General features: G+C 74.6%; 14 protein-coding genes and 1 riboswitch. Of the genes, 8 read left to right on the top strand and 6 right to left on the bottom strand.

The features are described 5' to 3' along the window. Positions 1-17 precede the first annotated feature (17 nt). On the bottom strand, positions 18-3,758 hold the full coding sequence (locus H291_RS0104455) for an Rne/Rng family ribonuclease (protein ID WP_020013777.1): 3,741 nt from the start codon (positions 3,756-3,758) through the stop codon (positions 18-20). A gap of 511 nt (positions 3,759-4,269) precedes the next feature. Between H291_RS0104455 and H291_RS0104450 the strand changes: the two genes are divergently transcribed. The 4 genes from H291_RS0104450 to cydC all read left to right on the top strand — a co-directional run bounded on the left by H291_RS0104450 (position 4,270) and on the right by cydC (position 10,954). Beyond that, positions 4,270-5,766, top strand: a complete 1,497-nt coding sequence (locus H291_RS0104450) for a cytochrome ubiquinol oxidase subunit I (protein ID WP_020013776.1) — start codon at positions 4,270-4,272, stop codon at positions 5,764-5,766. An 82-nt stretch (positions 5,767-5,848) separates the two neighbouring features. Beyond that, a complete protein-coding gene (gene cydB, locus H291_RS0104445) occupies positions 5,849-6,898 on the top strand; it encodes a cytochrome d ubiquinol oxidase subunit II (RefSeq protein WP_026365389.1) in 1,050 nt (349 codons plus the stop codon). 28 nt (positions 6,899-6,926) lie between these two features. Further along, positions 6,927-8,954, top strand: a complete 2,028-nt coding sequence (gene cydD / locus H291_RS0104440; RefSeq protein ID WP_020013774.1) for a thiol reductant ABC exporter subunit CydD — start codon at positions 6,927-6,929, stop codon at positions 8,952-8,954. Continuing rightward, entirely contained in the window at positions 8,951-10,954 is a 2,004-nt protein-coding gene (gene cydC, locus H291_RS0104435) for a thiol reductant ABC exporter subunit CydC (RefSeq protein WP_020013773.1), read from the top strand. The genes cydD and cydC overlap by 4 nt, the downstream gene beginning before the upstream one ends. 118 nt (positions 10,955-11,072) lie before the next feature. On the opposite strand, the gene H291_RS0104430 is transcribed toward cydC, so the two are convergent. Beyond that, on the bottom strand, positions 11,073-12,176 hold the full coding sequence (locus H291_RS0104430; protein WP_269637100.1) for a sensor histidine kinase: 1,104 nt from the start codon (positions 12,174-12,176) through the stop codon (positions 11,073-11,075). Between the two features lie 10 nt (positions 12,177-12,186). Continuing rightward, on the bottom strand, positions 12,187-12,897 hold the full coding sequence (locus H291_RS0104425; RefSeq protein ID WP_020013771.1) for a response regulator transcription factor: 711 nt from the start codon (positions 12,895-12,897) through the stop codon (positions 12,187-12,189). An 88-nt stretch (positions 12,898-12,985) separates the two neighbouring features. Between H291_RS0104425 and H291_RS28665 the strand changes: the two genes are divergently transcribed. Beyond that, on the top strand, positions 12,986-13,798 hold the full coding sequence (locus H291_RS28665) for an ABC transporter ATP-binding protein (protein WP_020013770.1): 813 nt from the start codon (positions 12,986-12,988) through the stop codon (positions 13,796-13,798). After that, positions 13,798-16,395 (top strand): FtsX-like permease family protein, encoded by a 2,598-nt coding sequence (locus H291_RS0104415; RefSeq protein WP_020013769.1) that lies wholly within the window; start codon positions 13,798-13,800, stop codon positions 16,393-16,395. The genes H291_RS28665 and H291_RS0104415 overlap by 1 nt, the downstream gene beginning before the upstream one ends. A gap of 167 nt (positions 16,396-16,562) precedes the next feature. Here the strand turns inward: H291_RS0104415 and H291_RS0104410 are convergent, their stop codons facing one another. Next, a complete protein-coding gene (locus H291_RS0104410; RefSeq protein WP_020013768.1) occupies positions 16,563-18,233 on the bottom strand; it encodes a phytoene desaturase family protein in 1,671 nt (556 codons plus the stop codon). Positions 18,234-18,389: 156 nt separating this feature from the next. Next, positions 18,390-18,542: riboswitch (cyclic di-AMP (ydaO/yuaA leader) on the top strand. Position 18,543: 1 nt separating this feature from the next. On the opposite strand from H291_RS0104410, the gene H291_RS32250 reads away from it, so the two are divergent. After that, a complete protein-coding gene (locus tag H291_RS32250; protein ID WP_020013767.1) occupies positions 18,544-19,431 on the top strand; it encodes a C40 family peptidase in 888 nt (295 codons plus the stop codon). A 133-nt stretch (positions 19,432-19,564) separates the two neighbouring features. After that, positions 19,565-20,542, top strand: a complete 978-nt coding sequence (locus H291_RS0104400) for an NAD(P)-dependent oxidoreductase (protein ID WP_020013766.1) — start codon at positions 19,565-19,567, stop codon at positions 20,540-20,542. A 127-nt stretch (positions 20,543-20,669) separates the two neighbouring features. Here the strand turns inward: H291_RS0104400 and mutM are convergent, their stop codons facing one another. After that, entirely contained in the window at positions 20,670-21,725 is a 1,056-nt protein-coding gene (gene mutM / locus H291_RS0104395) for a bifunctional DNA-formamidopyrimidine glycosylase/DNA-(apurinic or apyrimidinic site) lyase (protein ID WP_020013765.1), read from the bottom strand. Continuing rightward, positions 21,718-22,536: a ribonuclease III gene (gene rnc, locus H291_RS28655; RefSeq protein ID WP_051109379.1), complete on the bottom strand. Its 819-nt coding sequence runs from the start codon at positions 22,534-22,536 to the stop codon at positions 21,718-21,720. Before rnc ends, mutM begins: the two co-directional genes overlap by 8 nt.

Below are 22,536 nucleotides of genomic sequence, written 5' to 3'. Positions count from 1 at the left end.
AGAAGCCCTTCTTCTGCTCAGGCGACCTCGTCGCCAGCTCCTTTGGGCGGTTCCGGCTGCCCAGTGCCGGAGCCCCCCTCCGGCGTGTCGTCGGTCGACGGCGTGGCGTCCGCCGGCGAGCCGGCGTCGGCGGGCGAGCCCGTGGAGTCGGGCGCGTCACTGGCGGCCGGGGTGGCCGGGGCCGACGAGCCGGAGCCCGCCGAGGGCAGCTGGATCTCGTCCAGCGTGGCCGGACCGTCCTCGGCGGCGTCCTTGGTCTCGTGCGCGTGCTGCGCCGCGGCGGCGATCGTGGCGAGCGTGGCCTTCACGGCCTCGCGTGCCTCCGACCGCTCCTCGGGCAGGCTGGCGACCGGTGCGGCCGGCTCCTGGGCGGGAGCGGCCTTCTCCTTGGCCTCCTTGCCGCGCTTGCGGCGCGAACGCGCCGCCCGCGGGCTCTCCTCGACCGCGGCGGGTGCACCCGAGCCGGAGCCGGAGCCCTGCTTCTCGATGGGCTCCTCGTGCACGATGAAGCCGCGGCCCTTGCAGTGCTCGCACGTCTCGGAGAACGCCTCGACCAGGCCCTGGCCCACGCGCTTGCGCGTCATCTGGACCAGGCCCAGCGACGTCACCTCGGCGACCTGGTGCTTGGTGCGGTCCCGGCCCAGGCACTCGACCAGGCGACGCAGCACCAGGTCGCGGTTGGACTCGAGCACCATGTCGATGAAGTCGATGACGATGATGCCGCCGATGTCGCGCAGGCGGAGCTGCCGCACGATCTCCTCGGCCGCCTCGAGGTTGTTCCGCGTGACGGTCTCCTCGAGCGTGCCGCCGGCACCGGTGAACTTGCCGGTGTTGACGTCCACGACCGTCATGGCCTCGGTGCGGTCGATGACCAGCGAGCCGCCCGAGGGCAGCCAGACCTTGCGGTCCATGCCCTTGGCGAGCTGCTCGTCCACCCGGTGCACCGTGAACACGTCGGTGTTCTCGACCCACTTGGACACGCGCTCGCGCAGGTCGGGAGCGAGCTCCTCGACGTAGTGCGCGATCTCGTCCCACGCACCCTCGCCCTGCACCACCAGCGACGAGAAGTCGTCGTTGAAGATGTCGCGGACCACGCGGATCGCCATGTCCGGCTCGCCCTGCAGCAGGGCAGGGGCGTTCGCCTTCTTGGACTTGGCCTGGATGGCGTCCCACTGGCCCTGCAGGCGCTGGACGTCGGCGCGCAGCTCCTCCTCGCTCGCCCCCTCGGCGGCGGTGCGCACGATGACGCCGGCGCCGTCGGGGACCACCTCGCGGAGGATCTTCTTGAGGCGCGACCGCTCCGTGTCGGGCAGCTTGCGGCTGATGCCGGTCATGCCGCCGCCGGGCACGAACACGAGGTAGCGGCCGGCCAGGGTGACCTGGCTCGTCAGGCGCGCACCCTTGTGGCCGATCGGATCCTTGGTGACCTGCACCAGCACCGAGTCGCCCGACTTCAGCGCCTGCTCGATCCGGCGCGGCTGGCCCTCCAGGCCCGCCGCGTCCCAGTTGACCTCGCCCGCGTACAGCACGGCGTTGCGGCCCTTGCCGACGTCGACGAACGCGGCCTCCATGGAGGGCAGCACGTTCTGGACCCGGCCCAGGTACACGTTGCCGGCCATCGACGCCTGCGACTGCTGCGAGACGTAGTGCTCCACGAGCACGCCGTCCTCCAGCACCGCGATCTGCGTGCGGCCGTCCTTCTCGCGCACGATCATCGACCGCTGCACCGACTCGCGGCGGGCCAGGAACTCGGCCTCGGTGATGATCTGACGACGGCGGCCGTGGTCGCGGCCCTCACGGCGACGCTGACGCTTCGCCTCCAGGCGCGTGGAGCCCTTGAGCGCGGTGACCTCGTCGCTGCGGCTCGTGCGGGCGGCCGCGGCCTCGGCCCGCTCGCCGCGGGTGCCCCGGCGACGACGCCGACGACGGCGGCTGCCGCCCTCGCCCTCGCCGTCACCCTCGGCGGAGTCCTGCCCCGAGTCCTCGGCGTCGCCGTCCTCGTCGTCGGACGCCTGGGCGTCCTCCTCGGACTCGTCGTCCTGGTCCTCGTCGGCCGAGTCGTCCATGTCGTCCGAGCGGTTGGTGCGCCCGCCACGGCGGCCGCGGCCACCCCGGCGACGACGACGGCGCGACGGGCGCACGTCCTCGTCGTCGTACTCCTCGAAGTCGCCCGGGGCGAGCTCCTCGAGCTCGACGCCCTCGGCGACCAGCTCCTCCTCGATGGCGCCGACCTCGTCGACCGCCGCGGCGTCGTCGTCGCTCAGGTCGGCGGCGACGAACTGCGGGGCGGCGGGGGCGGCGGCCTCGGGCGCCTCGGGTGCTTCCGGCGCGGCCTCGGCCGGCGCGCTCTCCTGCGCGGCGGGCTCGGCCGGGGTCTCCGCGGGCTGCTCGGCGCTCGGGCCCGTGCGGCGCACGGCCCGGCGGGAGCCGGACCTGCGGGTACGGGGCTCAGGGGCCGTCTCGGTGGCGGACGCCGCGGGCGCCTCCACCGGTGCCTCGGCAACCTGCTCGGCGGGCGCGGGAGCCTCGGCCGGGGTCACCGGCTTCTCGGCGGCCGGCTCGACCGGGCGCGCGACGGGACGGGCGAACTGCGGCGTCAGGTCCTGCGGGCGCGGCGGACCGGCCGGGGCCTGGGCGCGGCGCGAGCGGCGCGCGGAGTCGTCCGGGGCCTGGAACAGCAGCGCCGTCGTGGCCAGGCGCGGCACCCGGGTGCCCGAGGTGGTCGCGGCGGGCGACTGCGCGGGCTGCGCCGGCGCCTCCGGCTGCTCGAACGCCGGGCGGCGGCCGCCACGGCGCGTGCGGGCCCGCGCGGCGGGCTCCTCGGCGGGGGTCTCCGCGGCAGGGGTCTTCGGGGCCTCGGCAGCGGCCGTGGCCTCCTCGGCCGGGGTCGCCTCGGCGGCGGGCTTGCGGCGCGACCGGCTGCGCTTGGGGGCCGGCTCGGCGGCCTGCTCGGCCTGCTGGGCGGCCTGCTCCTGCGCGGCCTGCTCCTGCGTGCCCTCGGCGGCGGGCTCGACCGTGGTGTCGACGTCGGCGACCGGCTCGGCCTTCTTGCGGCTGCGGCGCTTCGGCGCGGACTTCTCGGCGGGGGCGGCCTCGGCCGACGGGGCGCCGGGCAGGACGATGTCGTCCAGGCTGACGACCCCGCGGGCGGGCGCCTCGGCGGCCGCGACCGGCTCGGGGAGGTCGATGTCGAGCGGCGCGGACTCCTCCGCGGCGGGCTCGGGCTCGGCGACAGCGGCGGGCTCGGGCTCGGTGACCGCGGGCTCGGCGGCGACGACGGGCTTGGGCTCGGGCTCGGCCTCGGCCTCGGCGACGGGCGCGGCCTCGGGGGCGACGTCCGCAGTGACATCTGTCTCAGTCTGCGTCGCCTCGGCCTGCGTCGTCTCGGCCTGCGCGGCGGCCTCGACGACCGGCTCGGCGGCGACCGGCTGGTCCTGCACCGGCTCGGCGGCGGGCGCGGCCGGAGCCGGCGCCTCGGTCGCCGTGGGCGTGGACACGCCGCGCGTGGCGCGGCGGCGCGGCCGCTTGGCGGCGGGCTCACCGGCCGCGGGCGTCGTCGGCGTGGCGACCGCGGCGGTGCCGCCCGTGGTCACGGGCTGACCCTCGGCCGGGGTCGCGGGGATGTCGGACGAGCCGACGACGATGGGCTCGACGTGCTTGGCCGTCGAGACGACGGACCGGGTGGCGCGACGGCGCGGGCGCTTGGTGGACGTCGCGTCCGCCGAGGCCTCCCCACCAGTGGTGACCTGGGCGTTCACCTCAGGTGCGTCGTGATCATCCTGTGACCCGATGGTCGAACCGGTGGTGCTGGAAGGCGTCACGTTGGGTGCTCCTGTAGCCCGGCGCCCGCCCCACACCACGCGGACCGCCAGGCGGTCGGTCGTCCGGTGGATGCATCGCGGCGAAGCGACACATCTGGACGGAAGTCTCGGCTGCGGCCCCGTTCCTGCGATCTTCGCGGACGCCTGCGGCCACGTTCTGCGTGACTGCGGCACCGCGTGCGGATCGCGGGCAGTGTTGGACTCTGCAGGCCGCGCAGGGATGTGGGCCTACGCGGGTTCGACCAGTATCGCACAGGAGACCCCTTCCGCATCGCCCCTGCTGAAGGCGCGGACAACAAGACGCCGAACGGCACCCCGAGTGCGTGTACAGTGCCTTGTGAAGACATTCACAAGCGACGGATTCACCCCGCGGCAACGCGCGGACCTGGCAGATCAGGCCTAGCGTCCAAAGGGACAGAGCCGTTCGGAGAAACCACAGGAGCCCGGAGTGGAAGCTCTCGACCTGGCACGCTGGCAGTTCGGCATCACCACCGTCTATCACTTCATCTTCGTCCCCCTCACGATCGGTCTGGCGCCCCTCGTGGCGATCATGCAGACCGCCTGGGTCCGGACCGGGAACGAGCGGTGGCTGAGGCTGACCAAGTTCTTCGGCAAGCTCTTCCTGATCAACTTCGCGCTCGGCGTCGTGACCGGGATCGTGCAGGAGTTCCAGTTCGGCATGAACTGGAGCGAGTACTCGCGGTTCGTCGGCGACGTGTTCGGCGCCCCGCTGGCCATGGAGGCCCTCGCCGCGTTCTTCGTGGAGTCGGTCTTCCTCGGCGTCTGGATCTTCGGCTGGGACCGGGTGAACAAGAAGGTGCACCTGGCCTGCATCTGGGCCGTGGCCGTCGCGGTGAACCTGTCGGCCTTCTTCATCCTGGCCGCCAACTCCTGGATGCAGCACCCCGTCGGTGCCCGGTACAACCCGGAGACGGGTCGCGCCGAGATGGAGAACATCTGGGCGATCCTCGGCAACAACACGCTGTGGGCGGCCTTCCCCCACGCCGTCGCCGCGGCCTTCCTGACCGCCGGGACGTTCGTGGCAGGCATCGCCGCCTGGTGGATGGTGCGCCTGGCCCGGACCAAGCAGCCCGAGTCCGTCGAGCTCGCCCGCAACGTGTACCGCCCCGCCGTGATCCTCGGCACTGTCGTCATGCTGGTCGCCGGCGTCGGCGTCGCGCTGTCGGGCGACGTCCAGGGCAAGCTCATGTTCGAGCAGCAGCCGGGCAAGATGGCGTCCGCGGAGGCGCTCTGCGACGGCGAGGAGGCCGCGAACTTCTCGATCCTGACCATCGGCGACCTCTCCAACTCCTGCGAGGGCGTGCGGCACGTCCTGGAGGTGCCGGGCCTGGCCAGCTACCTCGGGACGGGGCACTTCTCCGGCCCGGACAGCTTCCTGCCCGGTGTCAACGACGTGCAGGAGCAGTACTCCGAGAAGTTCGGCGCCACCGACGAGGCCGGCAACGAGATCTCGTACACGCCGAACCTCGCCGTCACGTACTGGAGCTTCCGGCTCATGATCGGGTTCGCGGCCGGGTCCGCGCTGCTCGCCCTGGCCGCTCTCTGGTTCACGCGCGGCGGCCGGGTCAGCGACAACAAGTGGCTCGCCCGCATCGGCATCGCCGCTATCCCCACGCCGTTCCTCGCGTCGTCGTTCGGCTGGATCTTCACCGAGATGGGCCGCCAGCCCTGGGTCGTCGCCCCGAACCCCACGGGGATCGACCAGATCCGGCTGCTCACGATGAACGGCGTCTCGGAGGTGGTGAGCCCCGGCATGGTGCTCACCTCGATGATCGTCTTCACCCTGCTCTACGGCGTGCTGGCCTTCGTCTGGTACCGGCTCATGCACCGGTACGCGATCGAGGGTGTGCCCAGGACCGTCCGCGACGAGTCGCCCGAGGCGGCCGGGGACGACTCCGACCGGCCACTCTCGTTCGCCTACTGATGCGCAGGCCCAGCCCCGTGCACACCAGCCTCATGACGACCAGCCCCATGACGACCAGCCTTTCGAAGACAAGGAAGTGACCGTGGACCTCGCACTCGTGTGGTTCTTCATCATCGCGATCCTGTGGACCGGGTACCTCGTGCTCGAGGGGTTCGACTTCGGCGTCGGGATGCTGATGTCCCTGCTCCCCCGCGGCGACGCCGCGCACCGGGAGAAGGAGCGACGCGTGCTGGTGAACAGCATCGGACCGCTCTGGGACGGCAACGAGGTGTGGCTGATCACCGCGGGCGGCGCCACCTTCGCCGCCTTCCCCGAGTGGTACGCCACCCTGTTCTCCGGCTTCTACCTCCCGCTGCTGCTCATCCTCGTGGCCCTGATCGTGCGCGGTGTCGCCTTCGAGTACCGCGGCAAGATCGCCGACGCCGTGTGGGCGCGCCGCTGCGACATCGCGATCCAGGTGGGCTCCTGGGTGCCCGCCGTGCTCTGGGGCGTGGCGTTCGCCAACCTGGTCCGCGGCGTCCAGCTCGACGAGGCGCACCAGTACGTGGGCGGCTTCTGGGCCCTGCTCAACCCGTTCGCGCTGCTCGGCGGCGCCACCACGCTCGTGCTGTTCCTGCTGCACGGGGCGGTGTTCGTGGCGCTCAAGACCGACGGCGAGATCCGGGGACGCGCCCGGCGGTTCGCCGGCGTGCTGTCCCTGGTGGCCGTGCTCGTGGCCGGGGGCTGGGCGCTCTGGGCGCAGCTCGCGTTCTCGGTGACCTGGACCTGGGCGGTCGTCGTGGTCGCCGCGCTGGGCCTGGTCGGCGTCGCGCTGACCAACCGCGCCGGGCGCGAGGGCTGGGCCTTCGGGCTCTCGGCCGTGACCATCGTCGCGGCGGTCGTGCTGATCTTCGGCTCCATGTACCCCGACGTCATGCCCGGCCTGGACGGCGGCAACTCGCTGACCATCGCCGAGGCCTCCTCGACCCCCTACACCCTGACGATCATGACCTGGGTCGCCGTGTTCCTCACGCCCCTCGTGATCCTGTACCAGGGCTGGACCTACTGGGTGTTCCGGCGTCGGCTCACGGTGGACCACATCCCCGCCCCGGCCGGCCTGACCTGGAAGAAGATCAAGGAGTCGGCGTTCTGACGCCGTCCGGGTACGGGACCATCGCGACATGAGACCGCTCGACCCCCGCCTGCTGCGCCACGTGCACGCGGCCCGCTGGTACGTGGCGCTCACGGTCGGCCTCGGTGTGGCCGCCGCCGCGCTGATCGTCGCGCAGGCGCTGCTCATCGCCGCGCTGCTGACCCCGGTCGTGCGCGGGGACGGCATCGTCGCGCCCGACCTGATGTGGCCCTTCGCGGGACTCGCCGCGGTGGTGGCCGGGCGCGCCGTCGTCGCCTGGGCGCAGGAGCGGTACGCGCTGCGCGCGGCCGCCCGCACCATCGCCGAGCTGCGCCGGGCTGTCGTGGAGGCCTGGGCGCTGCGCGGGCCCAGGGCCTCGTGGCCGACGGCGGAGGGTGGTGTCGCGACGACGTCGCCCGGCCCCGCGGCGCCGTCGGGCGGCGGGAGCGGGGCGAGCCCCGAGGCCGAGGTCGCGACCCTCGCGACGCGCGGCCTCGACGCGCTCGAGCCGTACCTGGTGCGGTACGTGCCGCAGCTCGTGCTGACGGCGCTGGTCACGCCCGCTCTCGTGTGCGTGGTGCTCGGCCTGGACTGGGTATCGGCCCTGATCGCGATCGTGACGCTGCCGCTCGTACCGATGTTCATGGTGCTCGTCGGGCGCCTGACGGCGGGGATGTCGCAGCGGCGGCTCGCCACCGTGGAACGGCTGGGCGCCCAGGTGCTCGACCTGGTCGCGGGGCTCCCGACGCTGCGCGCGTTCGGCCGGTCGTTCGGGCCGGGCGCACGGGTGCGCGCGCTGGGCGACGCCTCCCGGCGGGCCACGATGGGCACCCTGCGCATCGCGTTCCTGTCGTCGATGGTGCTCGAGCTGCTCACGACGCTGTCCGTGGCGATCATCGCCGTGGGCGTCGGGCTCCGGCTCGTCGAGGGCGCCATGGAGCTGCAGCCCGCGCTGGCGGTGCTCGTGCTGGCCCCCGAGATCTACCTGCCGATGCGGCGGGTCGGGGCGGAGTTCCACGCCTCGGTCGACGGCGTGGCCGCGGTGGACCGGGCGTTCGCGCTGGTCTCGGGCGGTGCGGCGGGGGTCGGTAGCTCCACGGGGTCGGGCGTCTCGATGGGTGCGACGGACACCGTCCGGGCCGCGGGCGAGGGCGTCCCGGTGGCGCGCACGCTCGTGCTCGACGGCGTCTCCGTGCGCGCCGGCGGCCGCGGGGTGATCGCCCCGGCCGGGCTGTCCGCGCGGATCCCGCTGGGGTCCGGCGTGCCCGGCGAGGGCCGGGTCGTGGCGCTGCGCGGGCCGAGCGGGTCGGGCAAGTCGACCGCCGTGCTCACCGCCCTCGGCCTGCTCGAACCGGATGCCGGACGGGTCGGGCTGCTGCCGGACGGCGGTGCGGACGGCGCCGCGGTCGGCGCTCCCGACGACGTCCCGCTCCGCGGCCTCGACGACGCGGGGTCCGGCGGGCTGGACGCGTGGTGGTCGGGCCTCACCTGGGTGCCGCAGCGGCCGGCGCTCCCGCCGGGGCGGCTGCGCGACGTCGTGCTCGACGGCGCCGCGGCGACCGACCAGGACCGAGCCCTCGCGGAGGCCGCCCGTCTGACGGGACTGGACGCCGTCGTCGGCAGCCTGCCCGACGGCTGGGACACCCGCATCGGGCTCGGCGGCGTGGGGCTGTCCGTGGGGCAGCGCCAGCGGGTCGCGCTCACCTCCGCCCTGCTCGACGACGCCGCGGCCCGGCCGCTCGTGATCCTCGACGAGCCCACCGCGCACCTGGACGCACGGGGCGAGCAGGCCGTGCTCGACACCGTCCGGGCCTGGCGGGACGCGGGCCGCACCGTGCTCGTCGTCGCGCACCGGGCCTCGCTGCTGGCCCTCGCGGACCAGGTGATCGACGTCCGCTCGGCGGCGGACGCAGCGGACGCGGCGGACGCAGCAGACCGGGCCGACGCGGCGGACCGGGCCGCGGGACCGGAGACCGACCCGCACGGGGCCGGGACCGCCGGGCGGGAACCCGAGCCCGAACCGGAACCGGGCCCGGCGAAGACGTCCGGTCTCGCGAACGGTCAGGAGGCACGATGAACGACCAGGTGACCCGGGAGCCGGAACGGGCGGCGGCGTCCGCGCCCGTGCCGCACCGTGACGCCCGCCGTGCGCGCCGCTACTCCGGACCCGACCCGCTGCGGCGCATCCTGCCCCTGCTGGAGGTGCGGCCGGGCAAGGTCGCGGCCGCGATCGCGCTCGGCACGCTGGCGCTGACCTGCGCGATCGGGCTCGCGGCGGTCGCCGCCTGGCTCGTCGCCCGGGCGTCGCAGATGCCGCCGGTGCTCACGCTGTCGGTGGCCGTGGTGTCGGTGCGGGCGTTCGGCATCGGGCGCGGCGTGCTGCGCTACTGCGAGCGCCTCGCCTCGCACGACGTCGCGCTCCGCGGGATGGCGGCCCTGCGCGCCAACCTGTACGAGCGGCTCGCCGCCGACGACCGGCCGGTCACGGTGCGGCGCGGCGAGCTCCTGGCGCGGATCGGCCAGGACGTGGACGACGTCGGCGACGTGGTGGTGCGCGCGATGGTGCCCGCCGGGGTCGCGGTGGTGACGTCGCTGGGGTCGGTGATCCTGCTGGGCGTGCTGCTGCCGTCCGCGGGCCTCGCGCTGGCGGTCTGCCTGGTGCTCGCGGGCGTCGTGACGCCGTGGCTCGCGGCGCGGGCGGCGGCCCGCACGGAGGCGCGGGGCGCGGCGGCCCGTGGCGAGGTGACGGCGTTGTCGCTGGAGATCCTGGAGGAGTCGGCGCCGCTGCGGGTCGCGGGACGGTTCGGCGCGCGGCTGGGTGACCTGGACGCCGCGGACGCGCGCCTGTCCGCGATCGCCGACGACGGCGCCCGCACCTCCGGGCTGGCCGCCGCCCTGGGCGCGCTGGCCCAGGGTCTGGCGGTGCTCGCGGCGCTGGCGTTCGGGATCCCGGCGGCGCTGTCGGGCACGCTGTCGCCCGAGGCGCTGACAGTGATCGTGCTGACGCCGCTCGCCGTGTTCGAGGCGACCGCGGGGCTGCCCGCCGCGGCGGTGCAGCTGCACCGGTCGCGTGAGGCCGCGCGGCGGCTGCTGGCGCTGCTCCCCGCGGACCCGCCGGACGTGTCAGACACACAGGTCACCCGGGTGATCCGTACGTCCGACACGGCGAGTGTGCTCGGCACGGACGACGCGGGCGCCGACGGTTCTGGTGACGGCTCTGGTGACGACGCCGCGCTGCTCACCCTCGACGACGTCGCGGCGGGCTGGCCCGGTGCGGACGGGCCGGTCGTGGCCGTCGAAGGGGTGTCCCTCACGCTGCGGCCGGGATCCGTCGTCGCGCTGGCGGGAGCGTCCGGGGTGGGCAAGACCACGCTGCTGATGACGGCGGCCGGGCTGATCGGTTCGCTGGCCGGCGCCGTCGGCGGACGGTCGGCAGTCCGACAGGTGATCGGCGGCCCGGACCACCGATCACCTGACGGACTGCCGACCGAGCGGGTCGGGGACGCCCTGTTCGTCGCCGAGGACGGGCATCTGTTCGACACGACCGTGCTCGAGAACCTCCGGGTCGCGCGCGGCGACGTCACGCCCGACGAGGCTCGTGCGGCGCTGGACGCCGTCGGGCTGGGCGACTGGCTCGACGCGCTCCCCGCGGGCCTGGACACCGTGGTCGGCACGGACGCCGCGGCGGTGTCGGGCGGCGAGCGCCGTCGGCTGCTGGTGGCACGCGCGCTGCTGGCGCCCGCCCGGGTGCTGCTCGTGGACGAGCCCGCCGAGCACCTCGACGGGCAGACCGCCGACGCGCTGGTGCACGCCGTCGCCGCCCACGCCCGCGCGACGGGACGCGCGGTGCTCGTAGCCACGCACCGGCTCACGCCGCTGGCCGTCGCGGACGAGGTGCTGCTCCTGGCCGACGGCGCCCGGGGCGACGTCGGCGACCCCGGAAGGTCCGGAACGCCCGGGGTGTCCGGGATCCCGGGGCCCTCCGGCTCCCCCGCGACCGTCGTGGCCCGCGGCCGGCACGAGGACCTCCTCGCCACGGACCCGGCCTACGCCTGGGCAGCGGCGCAGGAGGCCTGACCGCCCGGAGCCATGAGCGATCGACCATGCACCTGCTGCCAGACGGAACACCCGCCTGGCAGCAGGTGCATGGTCGGTCCGGCGGCCGGCGCGCGCCCCGCCCCGCCCCGCCCCGCCGTCAGACGTGCCCGGCAGGCAGCCGGACCGTGGCGCGCAGGCCCCCACCGGGGCGGGGCGCGAGCGCGAGGGTGCCGTCGTGGGCCTCCGCGATGCTCCGCACGATCGCCAGACCCAGGCCCACCCCCACGTGGTCGGCGCCCGTCCGGGCGGCGCGAGCGCGTTCGGTGCCGCGCTGGAACGGCTCGGCGAGCGTCGAGACCAGGCCCTCCGTGAGCCGCTCCCCGGTGTTCTCCACGACGAGGGTCGCGCCGTCGGGCCGGGTGTCGGTGCGGACGTGCACGGTGCCGGGCTCGACGGCGCCGTCCGGCAGGTTGTGGACGATCGCGTTGTGCACCAGGTTCGTCGTCAGCTGGAGCAGGAGCGCCGGCGAGCCGGTGGTCGGGGTGACGTCGCCCGAGGTCTCGATCGTGACGCCGCGTCGTCCGGCGAGCGGCAAGAGGGTCTCGGTGGCCTCCTCCGCCAGGAGGGAGAGGTCGACGTGCTCCGGGGTGAAGGAGCGCTGGTCGGCGCGGCTCAGCACGAGCAGCGCCTCGGTGAGGTCGATCGCCCGGGAGTTGACGGCGTGCAGCCGCTCGACGAGCGCGCCGGTGTCGCCGTCCGGGTCCTTGCGGGCCACCTCGAGGAACGTCTGGGCGATCGCGAGCGGGGTGCGCAGCTCGTGGGAGGCGTTGGCGGCGAACCTACGCTGCTCGGCGACGTGCGCCTCGAGCCGCGCGAGCATGGCGTCGAAGGAGTCGGCGAGCTCGCGGAACTCGTCCCGGCGGCCGGGCAGGCGGATCCGGTGCGCGAGCGACCCGCCCGAGGCCAGCCGGGTCGCGTCGGTGATCTGCGCCAGCGGCGCGAGCATGCGGCCCGCGAGGAACCACCCGCCCACCAGGCCGAACACGAGCAGGAACGCCAGCACCACGAGGGCGGCCGGCAGGAACACCCGCGGCCCCCACCCGCCGATGAACACCCCGGGGTTGAGGAGCTCGCGCAGGGAGTCGATCCCGTCCCGGGGCGAGTACCGCAGCAGGAACAGCCACACGACGCCGAGTACGAGCGTGGCGGCCAGCATGAGGAACCCCGTGTAGCTCAGCGTGAGCTTGAGGCGGACGCTCAGGCCGGGCGCCCTATCCACGGCCGGGTCCACGGGCGGGTCCACGGCCGGCTTCCGCGGGCGCCTGCACGTCGATCCGGTAGCCGACGCCGGGCACCGTGGCGATCACCCAGGGTTCGCCGAGCCGCTTGCGCAGCGCCGAGACCGTGATGCGCACCGCGTTGGTGAAGGGGTCGGCGTTCTCGTCCCAGGCCCGCTCCAGCAGGTCCTCGGCGCTGACGACGCCGCCGTCGGCGGCCACGAGCACCTCCAGGACGGCGAACTGCTTGCGGGTCACCGGCACGTAGCGGCCGTCGCGGTAGACCTCGCGCCGGAACGGGTCCACACGCAGGCCGGCGATCTCCCGCACCGGCGGGCGGTGGTGGGCCCGGCGGCGGTCGAGCGCCCGGAGCCGCAGCACGAGCTCACGCAGCTCGAACGGCTTGGTGAGGTAGTCGTCGGCGCCCAGCTCGAACCCCGAGGCCTTGTCGTCGAGCCGGTCGGCGGCCGTGAGCATGAGGATCGGCATGCCGCTCCCGGACGCGACCACGCTCCGGGCGATCTCGTCGCCCGACGGTCCGGGGATGTCGCGGTCGAGGACGGCGATGTCGTACGCGTTGACGCTCAGCAGCTCCAGCGCCGTGTGGCCGTCGCCCGCGACGTCGGCGGCGATCGCCTCCAGGCGCAGGCCCGCGCGGATGCCGTCCGCCAGCTCGGGTTCGTCCTCGACGATCAGCACGCGCATGCCCTCGATGCTACGGAGCCGGGGTATATCGCGGGCGTATCAAAATCCGCATACACCCCGGCAACCGCCCGCTGCCTTGGCTGGGCGCATGTCCACCAGCAGACGCGCACCCGCGACCGCCACCCGGCGGGACGCCGCCCAGGCCGACCCCGGCCGACTCACGCCCCTCCCCGCCGGCGAGCCCGGCGACGATCCCGCAGGCAAGCCCGCCGGCGAGCCCGGCGGCCGGCCCCCGGCCGCGAGCGCCCGGGGCCTGACCAAGACGTACGGCCGGGGCGCGGCCCAGGTGCACGCCCTGCGCGGCGTCGACCTCGACGTCCCGAGCGGCCGGTTCACGGCGATCATGGGGCCGAGCGGGTCGGGCAAGTCCACGCTGATGCACTGCCTGGCGGGGCTCGACCAGCCGAGCGGCGGGACGGTCGTCGTCGACGGCACGGACCTCGGTTCCCTCGGCGACGACGCCCTGACGGTCTTCCGCCGGGAGCACATCGGGTTCGTGTTCCAGTCGTTCAACCTGTTGCCGATGCTCACGGCGCGGCAGAACATCCTCCTCCCGCTGGAGCTGGGCAGCCCCCGGCTCGACGACGCCGCCCGCGAGCGCGCGCACGAGCTCGCCGAGAGCCTGGGCGTCGCGGACCGGCTGGACCACCTGCCCGCGGAGCTGTCCGGCGGGCAGCAGCAGCGGGTCGCGATCGCGCGCGCCCTGATCACCTCGCCGAGCCTGCTGTTCGCCGACGAGCCCACGGGCAACCTGGACAGCACGACGTCGGCGGAGGTGCTGGACCACCTCCGGCGGTCGGTGCGCGAGCTCGGTCAGACGGTCGTCATGGTCACGCACGAGCCGGACGCCGCGGCGTACGCCGACGACGTCGTCACCGTGCAGGACGGGCTGATCGCCTGATGCGTACCGTCCTTCTCGCCTCGTTGCGGCGGCACCTGCGGCGGTACGTCGCGGCGGGGACCGCCGTCGTCGTCGCGGTCGCGTTCGTGGTGGCCGTGGGTGTACTCACGACGGGGACCCAGACCCGGATCACGGCGGGCGCGGGCGCCCCGTTCGCCGGCGCCGACTACGTCGTCACGAACCTGGGCACGCAGAACGCCATCACCTACGCCGCCCAGCACGGGGACGAGGTGGCGGTGCTGGGCAGCGCGACCCTGCCGCTGCGGGCGGGCGACGAGCAGGCCGCAGGTAAGTTCGTCGGGTCGGTCGCCGACCTGCCGCGGCTGCGCTGGCAGACCCTGGACACGGGCCGTTTTCCCGAGCGGGAGGGCGAGGCCGTCGTGGACGCCTGGACCGCGCAGGAGATGACGATCGCCGTCGGCGACACGGTCACGCTCGGCGCGGGCGGCGACGCGGTCGACCTGCGGGTGGTCGGGATCGGCGCGGCGTCGGCCAGCCTGGGCCAGGCCTCGGTGTACATCACGTTCGACCAGCTGCTGCACTGGCGCGACGACGACACCCTGCTGCTGGACCGGGCGGTGGTCGTGGGCGACCCCGGCCGGCTGCCCGACGGCGCGGTGGCGCTCACGCCGCAGGAGCACGTCGCCGCGGAGATGGCCCAGCACACGGGCAACGTGAACACCATGGCGCTGCTCCTGCTGGTGTTCGCCGGGATCGCCGTGCTCGTCTCGGTCCTGGTCATCACCAACACGTTCGCGATCCTGTTCGCCCAGCGGGTGCGCGACTTCGCGCTGCTGCGCTGCGTCGGTGCCACCCGGCGGCAGGTGGTGGGGTCGGTGCGCCGGGAGGCCGTCGTCGTCGGCGTGCTCGCCTCGCTCGGCGGGGCCGGCGCGGGGATCGCCCTCGGCTACGGCCTGATCGCGCTGGCCGGGGCGCTCACCCGGAACAGCCCGCTGGGCTTTCCCGACGGGCTGCCGGTCCGGTGGCTGCTGGGCGGGTTCGCCGTGGGCGTGGTGGTGACGCTGCTCGCCTCGTGGCTGCCGACCCGGCGCGTGGTCCGGGTGAGCCCGCTGGCGGCGCTGCGGCCCGACGGCGTCGTGGACGCGCGGACCGGCGCCGGCCGGGTCCGCGTGGTCCTCGGGGCGGTGCTCCTGGCCGGCGGGGCAGCGCTGCTGACGGTGGCGGCGGTCCGGAACAGCGCGGTGAGCATGGTGGCCGGGGGCGCCGCGCTGTTCGCGGGCGTGCTCCTGTTCGGGCCGCTGCTCGTGCCGCGCGTGGTCCGCGGGATCGGGGCGCTGCTCGGACCCGGCGGCCGGCTCGCGACCGAGAACGCCGTGCGCAACCCGCGCCGCACCGCCACCACGACGGCGTCCCTGCTGGTGGGTGTCACCCTGACGACGGCGGTGCTCACCGGGCTGGCGACGACGCGCGCGTCCGTGGACGCGAACCACGGCAGCGCGCACCCGCTCGACGTGGCGCTCACGTCGTGGGACGGGCCGCTCGACGCCGACGTGCTGGAGCAGGTGCGCGCGACGCCCGGGGTGGGCCAGGCGATCACGGTCGAGGGGGTGCTGGTCGAGGTCGATCGGGGGTCCGGTGGCGGGGGCGGGTCGGCCGGGGCCGAGGACGGGTCGGGCGGCGGGGCCGGATCGGACGGGTCCGGAGCGGACGGCGGCGGGACGTCCGACGTCGACGCCGACCAGCCGCCGCTGCTGCTGCTCAGCGCGCCGGACGCCGGCCTGGTCGCCCGTGACGGCGGGACCTTCGCGGCGGTCGGGGCTGGCACGGTCGCGCTGGACGCCGACGTGTACGGCGACGACCCCGGGGACTCGCTCGGCGACCCGGTGACGGTGCGGGTGGCGGACGGCGGAGCGGATGGCAGCACCGCTGCCGGCGGCGGCGCGGCCGGTGCGGACGACGCCGCGGGCGACGGCGAGCACGACGTCGCCGTCGCCGTACCCGAGGTGGAGCTGCAGGTCACCGCGGGTAGGGGATGGGGCGGCGCCGGTCTGGTCGCGTCCGGGACGCTGGCTACCCTGGGCACGCCCCGGCCGCACGCCGTCTGGGTGCGCGCCGCGGCCGACGCCGACCCGGTCGCCCTGGTCGGCGCCCTGGAGACGCTGGCGGGCACGGTCGGCGCCGACGTCGACAACGGACTGCGGGCCGAGGTCGCCGACGACCAGATGCTGGGGATCATCACGGGCGCGACGCTCGGGCTGCTCGGAGTCTCCGTGGTGATCGCCCTGGTCGGCATCGCGAACACGCTGGGGCTCTCCGTGCTGGAGCGGGCCCGGGAGCACGCCGTGCTGCGGGCGCTCGGGCTCACCCGCAGGCAGCTGCGGCGGATGCTCGCGACCGAGGCGGTGCTGCTGTCCGTGACGGCCGCGCTGCTCGGCACGGTGCTCGGCGTCGGGTTCGCCTGGGTGGGCTACGAGACGTTCGTGAAGGCCGCTCTCGACGCCGCGACCTGGCGGATCCCGTGGCTCGAGCTGGCCGCCGTCCTCCCGGTGGGTGTCGTCGCGGGCCTGCTGGCCGCGGTGCTCCCGGCCCGCCGCGCCGCAGGAGTCACTCCGGCGGCGGCCCTGACCCTCGACTGACGGGAGGTCCCGGCCGCAGCGCTGTCTGGCTGCACCCAGCTGACTCAGCTTCAGCAGGCCCCGGACGACCGTCAACCTCCAAGTTACGGCCGCCGGCGGCCTGCTGAACCTGAGTCAGCCAGGTGCAGCCACGAGGCATCAAACATCACCGCAGTTGACGGACGGCGTCAGGGCGCCGAGGTCTCCAGGATCGCCATCGCTGCGGCCCGGCCCGGGATGCCGCTGACGCCCCCGCCGCGGCGGGCGCCGGCTCCGGCCAGCAGCACCCGCGGGTGTGCCGTCGCGACGCCCCAGCGCTCGGCCGGGCTGCCGGCCGCTCCGCCGGCATCCCCGTCCCCGCTCCCGGCCTCCGCGAACGGCCAGCTCAGGTCCCGGTGGAAGATGTGCCCGCCCGGTAGCCCGACGTCGCCCTCCAGGTCCACCGGCGTCCGCACCTCCAGGCAGGGCGCGCCGTCGGCGTCGACCGCGAGCACGTCCTCGATCGGCTCGGCCAGCACCGTGTTCAGCGAGGCGAGCGTCGCCGCGAGCGCCCGGTCGCGGGCACCGTCGGGGTTCGCGCGGAAGAGCCGGGCCGGCATGTGCAGCCCGAACAGCGTGATGGTCTGGGCCTCGGTCCCGGCCAGCGACGGGCCGAGGATCGTCCGGTCGGACAGCGTGTGGCAGTAGATCTCGCTGGGCGGCAGGTCGGGGATGCGCCCGGCGGCGGCCTGCGCGTAGGCGTCCTGGAGCTGCGTCAGCGACTCGTTGACGTGCAGCGTCCCGCTGAACGCCGCGACGGGGTCGACGTCGTCCCGCAGTCTCGGCAGCCGCGTGAGCAGCATGTTCACCTTGAGCTGGGCACCCTCGGGCCCCGGCCCGGCGACACCACCGGGCCCGGACCCACCGGCCACAGCCCCGGAAGCAGCTCCCCGCCCGGCCCCGGTCAGCAGCCGGTCCAGCTCGGCCGGCGCACAGCCCGCGAGCACGTGCCCGGCGGTCACACCCCGGGTGCGCCCGCCGTCGTCGGTCCACGCCACCTCGGCGCCCACGGCCCCCGGGTCCACCGCGGTCACCGTGGCCGAGGTGACGATCGTCGCGCCGGCGGCCACGGCGGCGTCGCGCAGGGCGCCCGAGACGGCGCCCATGCCGCCCACGGGGACGTCCCAGTCGCCGGTCCCGTTGCCGATCACGTGGTAGAGGAAGCAGCGGTTCTGCCGCAGGGACGGCTCGTCGACGTCGGCGAACGTGCCGATCAGCCCGTCGGTGGCGGCGACGCCGCGGACGACGTCGTCCGCGAAGGTGCGGCGCAGCACCTCACCGAGGGGCTCCTCGAACAGGGCGCGCCACGCCTCCTCACCCACGCCGTCGGTCACGAGGTCGCGGACGGCGGCGCGCGGGAGCAGGGGCTCGGTGAGCGTGGGCGCGAGGCGGCGGGCCACCTCGGCGGTCATCGCGTAGAACCGGCCCCAGGCCTCGAAGTCGGCGTCGGACCCGGTGAGCCGGCGGAACGAGGCGCGGGTGGCGGCGTCGTCCTGGGTGTCGACGAGCAGGCCGCCGTCGGCCACCGGGGTGTAGGAGGACCACCGCCGGCGCACGAGGCGGACCGGCAGGCCGAGCTCGTCGACGACGCGGCGCGGCAGGAGCGAGACGAGGTACGAGTAGCGGGACAGGCGGGCGTCGACGCCCGCGAAGGGGCGGGCCGAGACGGCGGCGCCGCCGACGTGGTCCGCACGCTCCAGGACGAGGACCGAGCGCCCGCCGCGGGCCGCGTAGGCCGCTGCGGTGAGGCCGTTGTGACCGGCGCCCACGACGACGACGTCGTACCGGGCGCGCAGGGGGTCGAGCAGGGAATCGGACATGCACGCCATGGTGGCACGGGGGCACTCATTGCCAGGAACGTTCCATCACAAGACGGTATGTGACCTAATCGTGACATTTGATCGGGAGACGAGTACGGTCGATCTCGCCGCTCCAGCAACGGGTCGGTCCAGGCCCGGACGCCGAACCCTGTCACCGGTCCTGAGCAGCCAGAACCGTGACAGGGGCGGGGGAACCAGGTAAGCCGGGCACGCGAGTGTCCTCGGGGTGAAGCCTCCTTGTGAGGCCGGGTGATTGCTCTCCCCATCCGAACCCGACAGCTCACTTCGTAGGCGTCCGAGGAGATCACTGGTGACCGTACTCACCGACCGCACCCAGGACTGGGCGGACGACCAGGTAAACCGACCCAGCAACCGGGCGCGGCACCGCGCCGAGGGCCCCGCTCTCACCCCCTTCACCGCTCTGACCCAGACAGCAGCCGAGAACGCCGCCCGTACCGGCGCGATCGCGGTAGTCACCTCCGGCATGCTCGCGTCGGTCTTCACCCAGACCGCGCACACCGCGCCTGCCGAGTCCCACACCCAGACCACCCTCGCCAACAAGACGTACGACAGCACGGCCCGGGCCGGTCTCGCCGAGAACCTCGTGACCAAGGTCGAGGTCGCGCAGGACGCCGACTTCTGGGCCGAGCAGGGCCGCGTCAGCGTGACCCCGTACGCCGAGACCAAGGCCGGTATCGCCGAGGCCAAGGCGAAGGCGGAGGCCGAGGCACGCGCCAAGGCCGAGGCGGAGGCCAAGGCGAAGGCCGAGGCGAAGGCCGAGGCCGAGGCGAAGGCCGCCGCCGAGGCAGCGGCAGCCGAGGCGGAGGCCGTCGCGGCCAAGGCCGCCGCGTCCTCCTCGGGCCTGGGCCAGCAGGCCGTCAACCTCGCCCTCGAGTACGTGGGCGTGCCCTACGTGTGGGGCGGAGCCTCCCCCAGCGGCTTCGACTGCTCCGGGCTCATCCAGTACGTCTACGGCAAGCTCGGCGTCAGCCTCCCCCACAGCTCGGCCTCGATGTCGACCGTCGGCTACCAGGTCTCCGCCGCGGAGGCCCAGCCGGGCGACATCGTCTGGACGTCCGGCCACGTCTCGCTCTACGCGGGCAACGGCATGGTCGTCGAGGCCCAGCAGGCGGGCGTCCCCGTGCACTACACGGAGATGTGGCAGAAGAACCCGGTGTTCATCCGGGTGACGGGCTGACCTGACGCCTACGCACTGCTCGCAGGACCGCACGACTCGCAGGACGGGGCGCCCGTCCGGCCGCACCCGGGAACCTCCCGGACCGGCCGGACGGGCGCTCTGCCTCGTCGCCCCGTCCGGTAACGTCCCCGGCGTGAAGATCCTCGTACCGGACGTGCCCTTCGACCTCGACTTCCCGTCCCTGCTGCCCGACGGCGGAGCCTCCTTCGCACCCGGCGGCACCGACACCGTCGCCACCTACGCGATGACCGAGCCGATCCCCGCCGAGCACACCGACGCGGAGCTGCTCGTCACCTGGTCCAGCCCGCCCAAGATCGTGGCCGACGCCGCCGAGCGGCTCACGAAGCTGCGCTGGGTGCAGACCCTGTCGGCGGGCCCCGACGTCGCGCTGCGCTCCGGGTTCGCGCCCGACGTCGTGATCTCGTCGGGCCAGTCCCTGCACGACGACACCGTGACCGAGCACGCCCTGGCCCTGATCCTGGCGTCGGTGCGCCGCATCGACCAGTCGCTGGAGGCGCAGCGGGAGCACCGCTGGGCCAAGGAGATCGCCTTCGCCCAGGCCGACGGCGTGACCGGCCGCGAGTACACGCTCGACGGCGCGCGCGTGACCATCTGGGGCTTCGGCTCCATCGCCCTGCGCCTGGCGCCGCTGCTGACGGCGCTGGGCGCGCAGGTCACGGGCGTCGCCTCGCGCGCGGGCGAGCGCTCCGGCTACCCGGTGGTCGACGCCGGCGGCCTCGACGCGCTGCTGGCCGAGACCGACCTGCTGGTCTCGCTGCTGCCGGCCGTGCCCGCCACGCGGCACATCCTCGACGCCCGCCTGCTGGGCCTGCTGCCGTCGTCGGCGCGGTTCGTCAACGTCGGCCGCGGCGCAACCGTGGACGAGGCGGCGCTGGAGGACGCCCTGCGCTCCGGCCGGCTCGCGGGCGCGGCACTGGACGTCATGGAGACCGAGCCGCTGCCCGCGGACTCGCCGCTGTGGGACGTGCCGAACCTGATCCTCACCCCGCACGTCGCGGGCGGGCGGCCCCGCGGCGCGGCGCGGTTCCTGGCCGAGCAGCTCACGGCCTGGCGCGCGGGCGGCGAGCTGCGCAACGTGGCCGCCCGATAAGACCCGGCAAGAACTCTTTCGAAGTAGAACCAGGGCGAGATAGAACCGTGGCGAAGTAGAACCAGGGCGAAGTAGAAGCTGAGCCTGCTGGAGTTCTGTCTCGCCCTGGTTCTGTCTCGCCCTGGCTCTACTTCGGCGGAGCGGGGGTGCGCGGGGGGCGCTGGCAGACCGGGCAGCTGAACGACGACCGGTTCATGAACGCGTCCCGGCGCACCAGCGCGCCGCAGCGGCGGCACTCCTCGTTCTCCCGCCCGTACACGGCGAGCGACCGGTCGAAGTAGCCCGACTGCCCGTTCACGTTGACGTACAGCTCGTCGAAGCTCGTGCCGCCCTGGACCAGCGCCTCGCGCATCACCTCGGCCGAGGAGTCGAGCACGCGGCGCACGTCCGCCGCCTTGAGCTTGTCCGTGGGCCGGGCCCAGTGCACCTGCGCCCGCCACAGCGCCTCGTCCGCGTAGATGTTGCCCACGCCGGACACCACGGTCTGGTCGAGCAGGGCGCGCTTGACCTGTGTCCGCCGACGCCGGACCCGGCTCACCAGGGCGTCCAGGTCCAGGTTCGGGTCGAGCAGGTCGCGGGCGATGTGCGCCACGGGCTCGGGCAGCACGGGCAGGTCGGAGCCGTACCCGGCGGGGACGGTCGCGCTCGTGCCGTCCGGCACGAGGTCCTGGACGCTCAGGTGCCCGAACGTGCGTTGGTCCACGAAGTCGAGGTACCGCGCGCCCGACGGCGCGCCCTCCAGGTGCAGGCGAACCCGCAGGTGCGGGTGCTGCCAGTTGTCCTCGGGGCTGGCGGCGCCGTACGGGGCCGGGGTCTGCGCGGACTGCGCCGGGTCCTCGCCCGCCGTGGCACCGCGCACCAGGAGCTGGCCAGACATACCCAGGTGCGCCAGCAGCGCGGCGGCCGGGCGGGTCTCGACAGGCTCGACCAACGGGGTGGGCTCAGCCGGCGCGGTGGGCTCGGGCCGCGGGCCGGACTCCGCCAGCGGCAGCCAGAGGAACTTGCCGCGGCGCACCGCGGACGCCAGCCGCCGCCCGGCGAGCTGGTCGCGGAAGGAGTCCGGTCCGCCGTCGTGCCTGCGGACGCTGTACTCGCGGAAGACCTCGACGTCGCGCACCGTCGCGCCGACGACCAGGCGGTCGAGACCGTCGCGGACGGTCTCGACCTCGGGCAGCTCAGGCACCGGCGGCCGGAGCCTTGCTCGCAGCGGACTTGCCGTCGGCAGCCTTGTTCTCAGCAGTCTTGCCGTCAGCAGCCTTGCCGTCGGTGTCCGCGCCGGGCAGCGGGAGCTTCTCCAGCAGGGCCCGGTAGGTCTCCTCGGCGGCGCCCTGCTCGGCGTGCTTCTTCGCCGTGCCCGAGCCGGACCCGTAGGTGACGCCGTCGATCACGACGGTCGAGTGGAACACGCGCGCGTGCTCCGGGCCCTCGAACGTGGCGATGTAGTCGGGCGAGCCGAGGCCGCGCTCGGCGGAGGCCTCCTGCAGGGAGGTCTTCCAGTCCAGGCCCGCGCCCAGCCCGGCGGCGACGTCGAGCGTCGAGTCCACCAGCCGGTGCACCAGGGCGCGCGAGGTCTCCAGGCCGTGCGACAGGTAGGTCGCGCCGATCAGCGCCTCGACTGTGTCGGACAGGATCGAGTCCTTCTCGAAGCCGCGCGTGCGGATCTCACCCTTGCCGAGCAGCACGTACTTGCCCAGGCCGAGGTTCCGCGCCACCGCGGCCAGCGCCCGCTGCGACACGGTCGCGGCGCGCATGCGCGCCAGGTCGCCCTCCGACTGGTCGGGGTGACGCCGGTACAGCGCCTCCGTGACCACGAGCCCCAGCACGGTGTCGCCCAGGAACTCCAGGCGCTCGTTGGTGGGGATGCCCCCGGCCTCGTGTGCGAACGACCGGTGGGTCAGTGCCAGCACAAGAAGCTCGGGGTCCAGATGGACCCCGAGCTTCTCGAGCAGCGCGGTAGGTTCCGGCCTTGCCGGCGACGTCCCGCCCTTGGCCAC

The sequence above is a fragment of the Promicromonospora sukumoe 327MFSha3.1 genome, from assembly GCF_000385135.1.
In the GTDB taxonomy this organism is placed as follows: domain Bacteria; phylum Actinomycetota; class Actinomycetes; order Actinomycetales; family Cellulomonadaceae; genus Promicromonospora; species Promicromonospora sukumoe_B.
The sequence above is the reverse complement of the archived record's forward strand: the minus strand, read 5'-3'. Positions and strand labels throughout refer to the sequence as shown.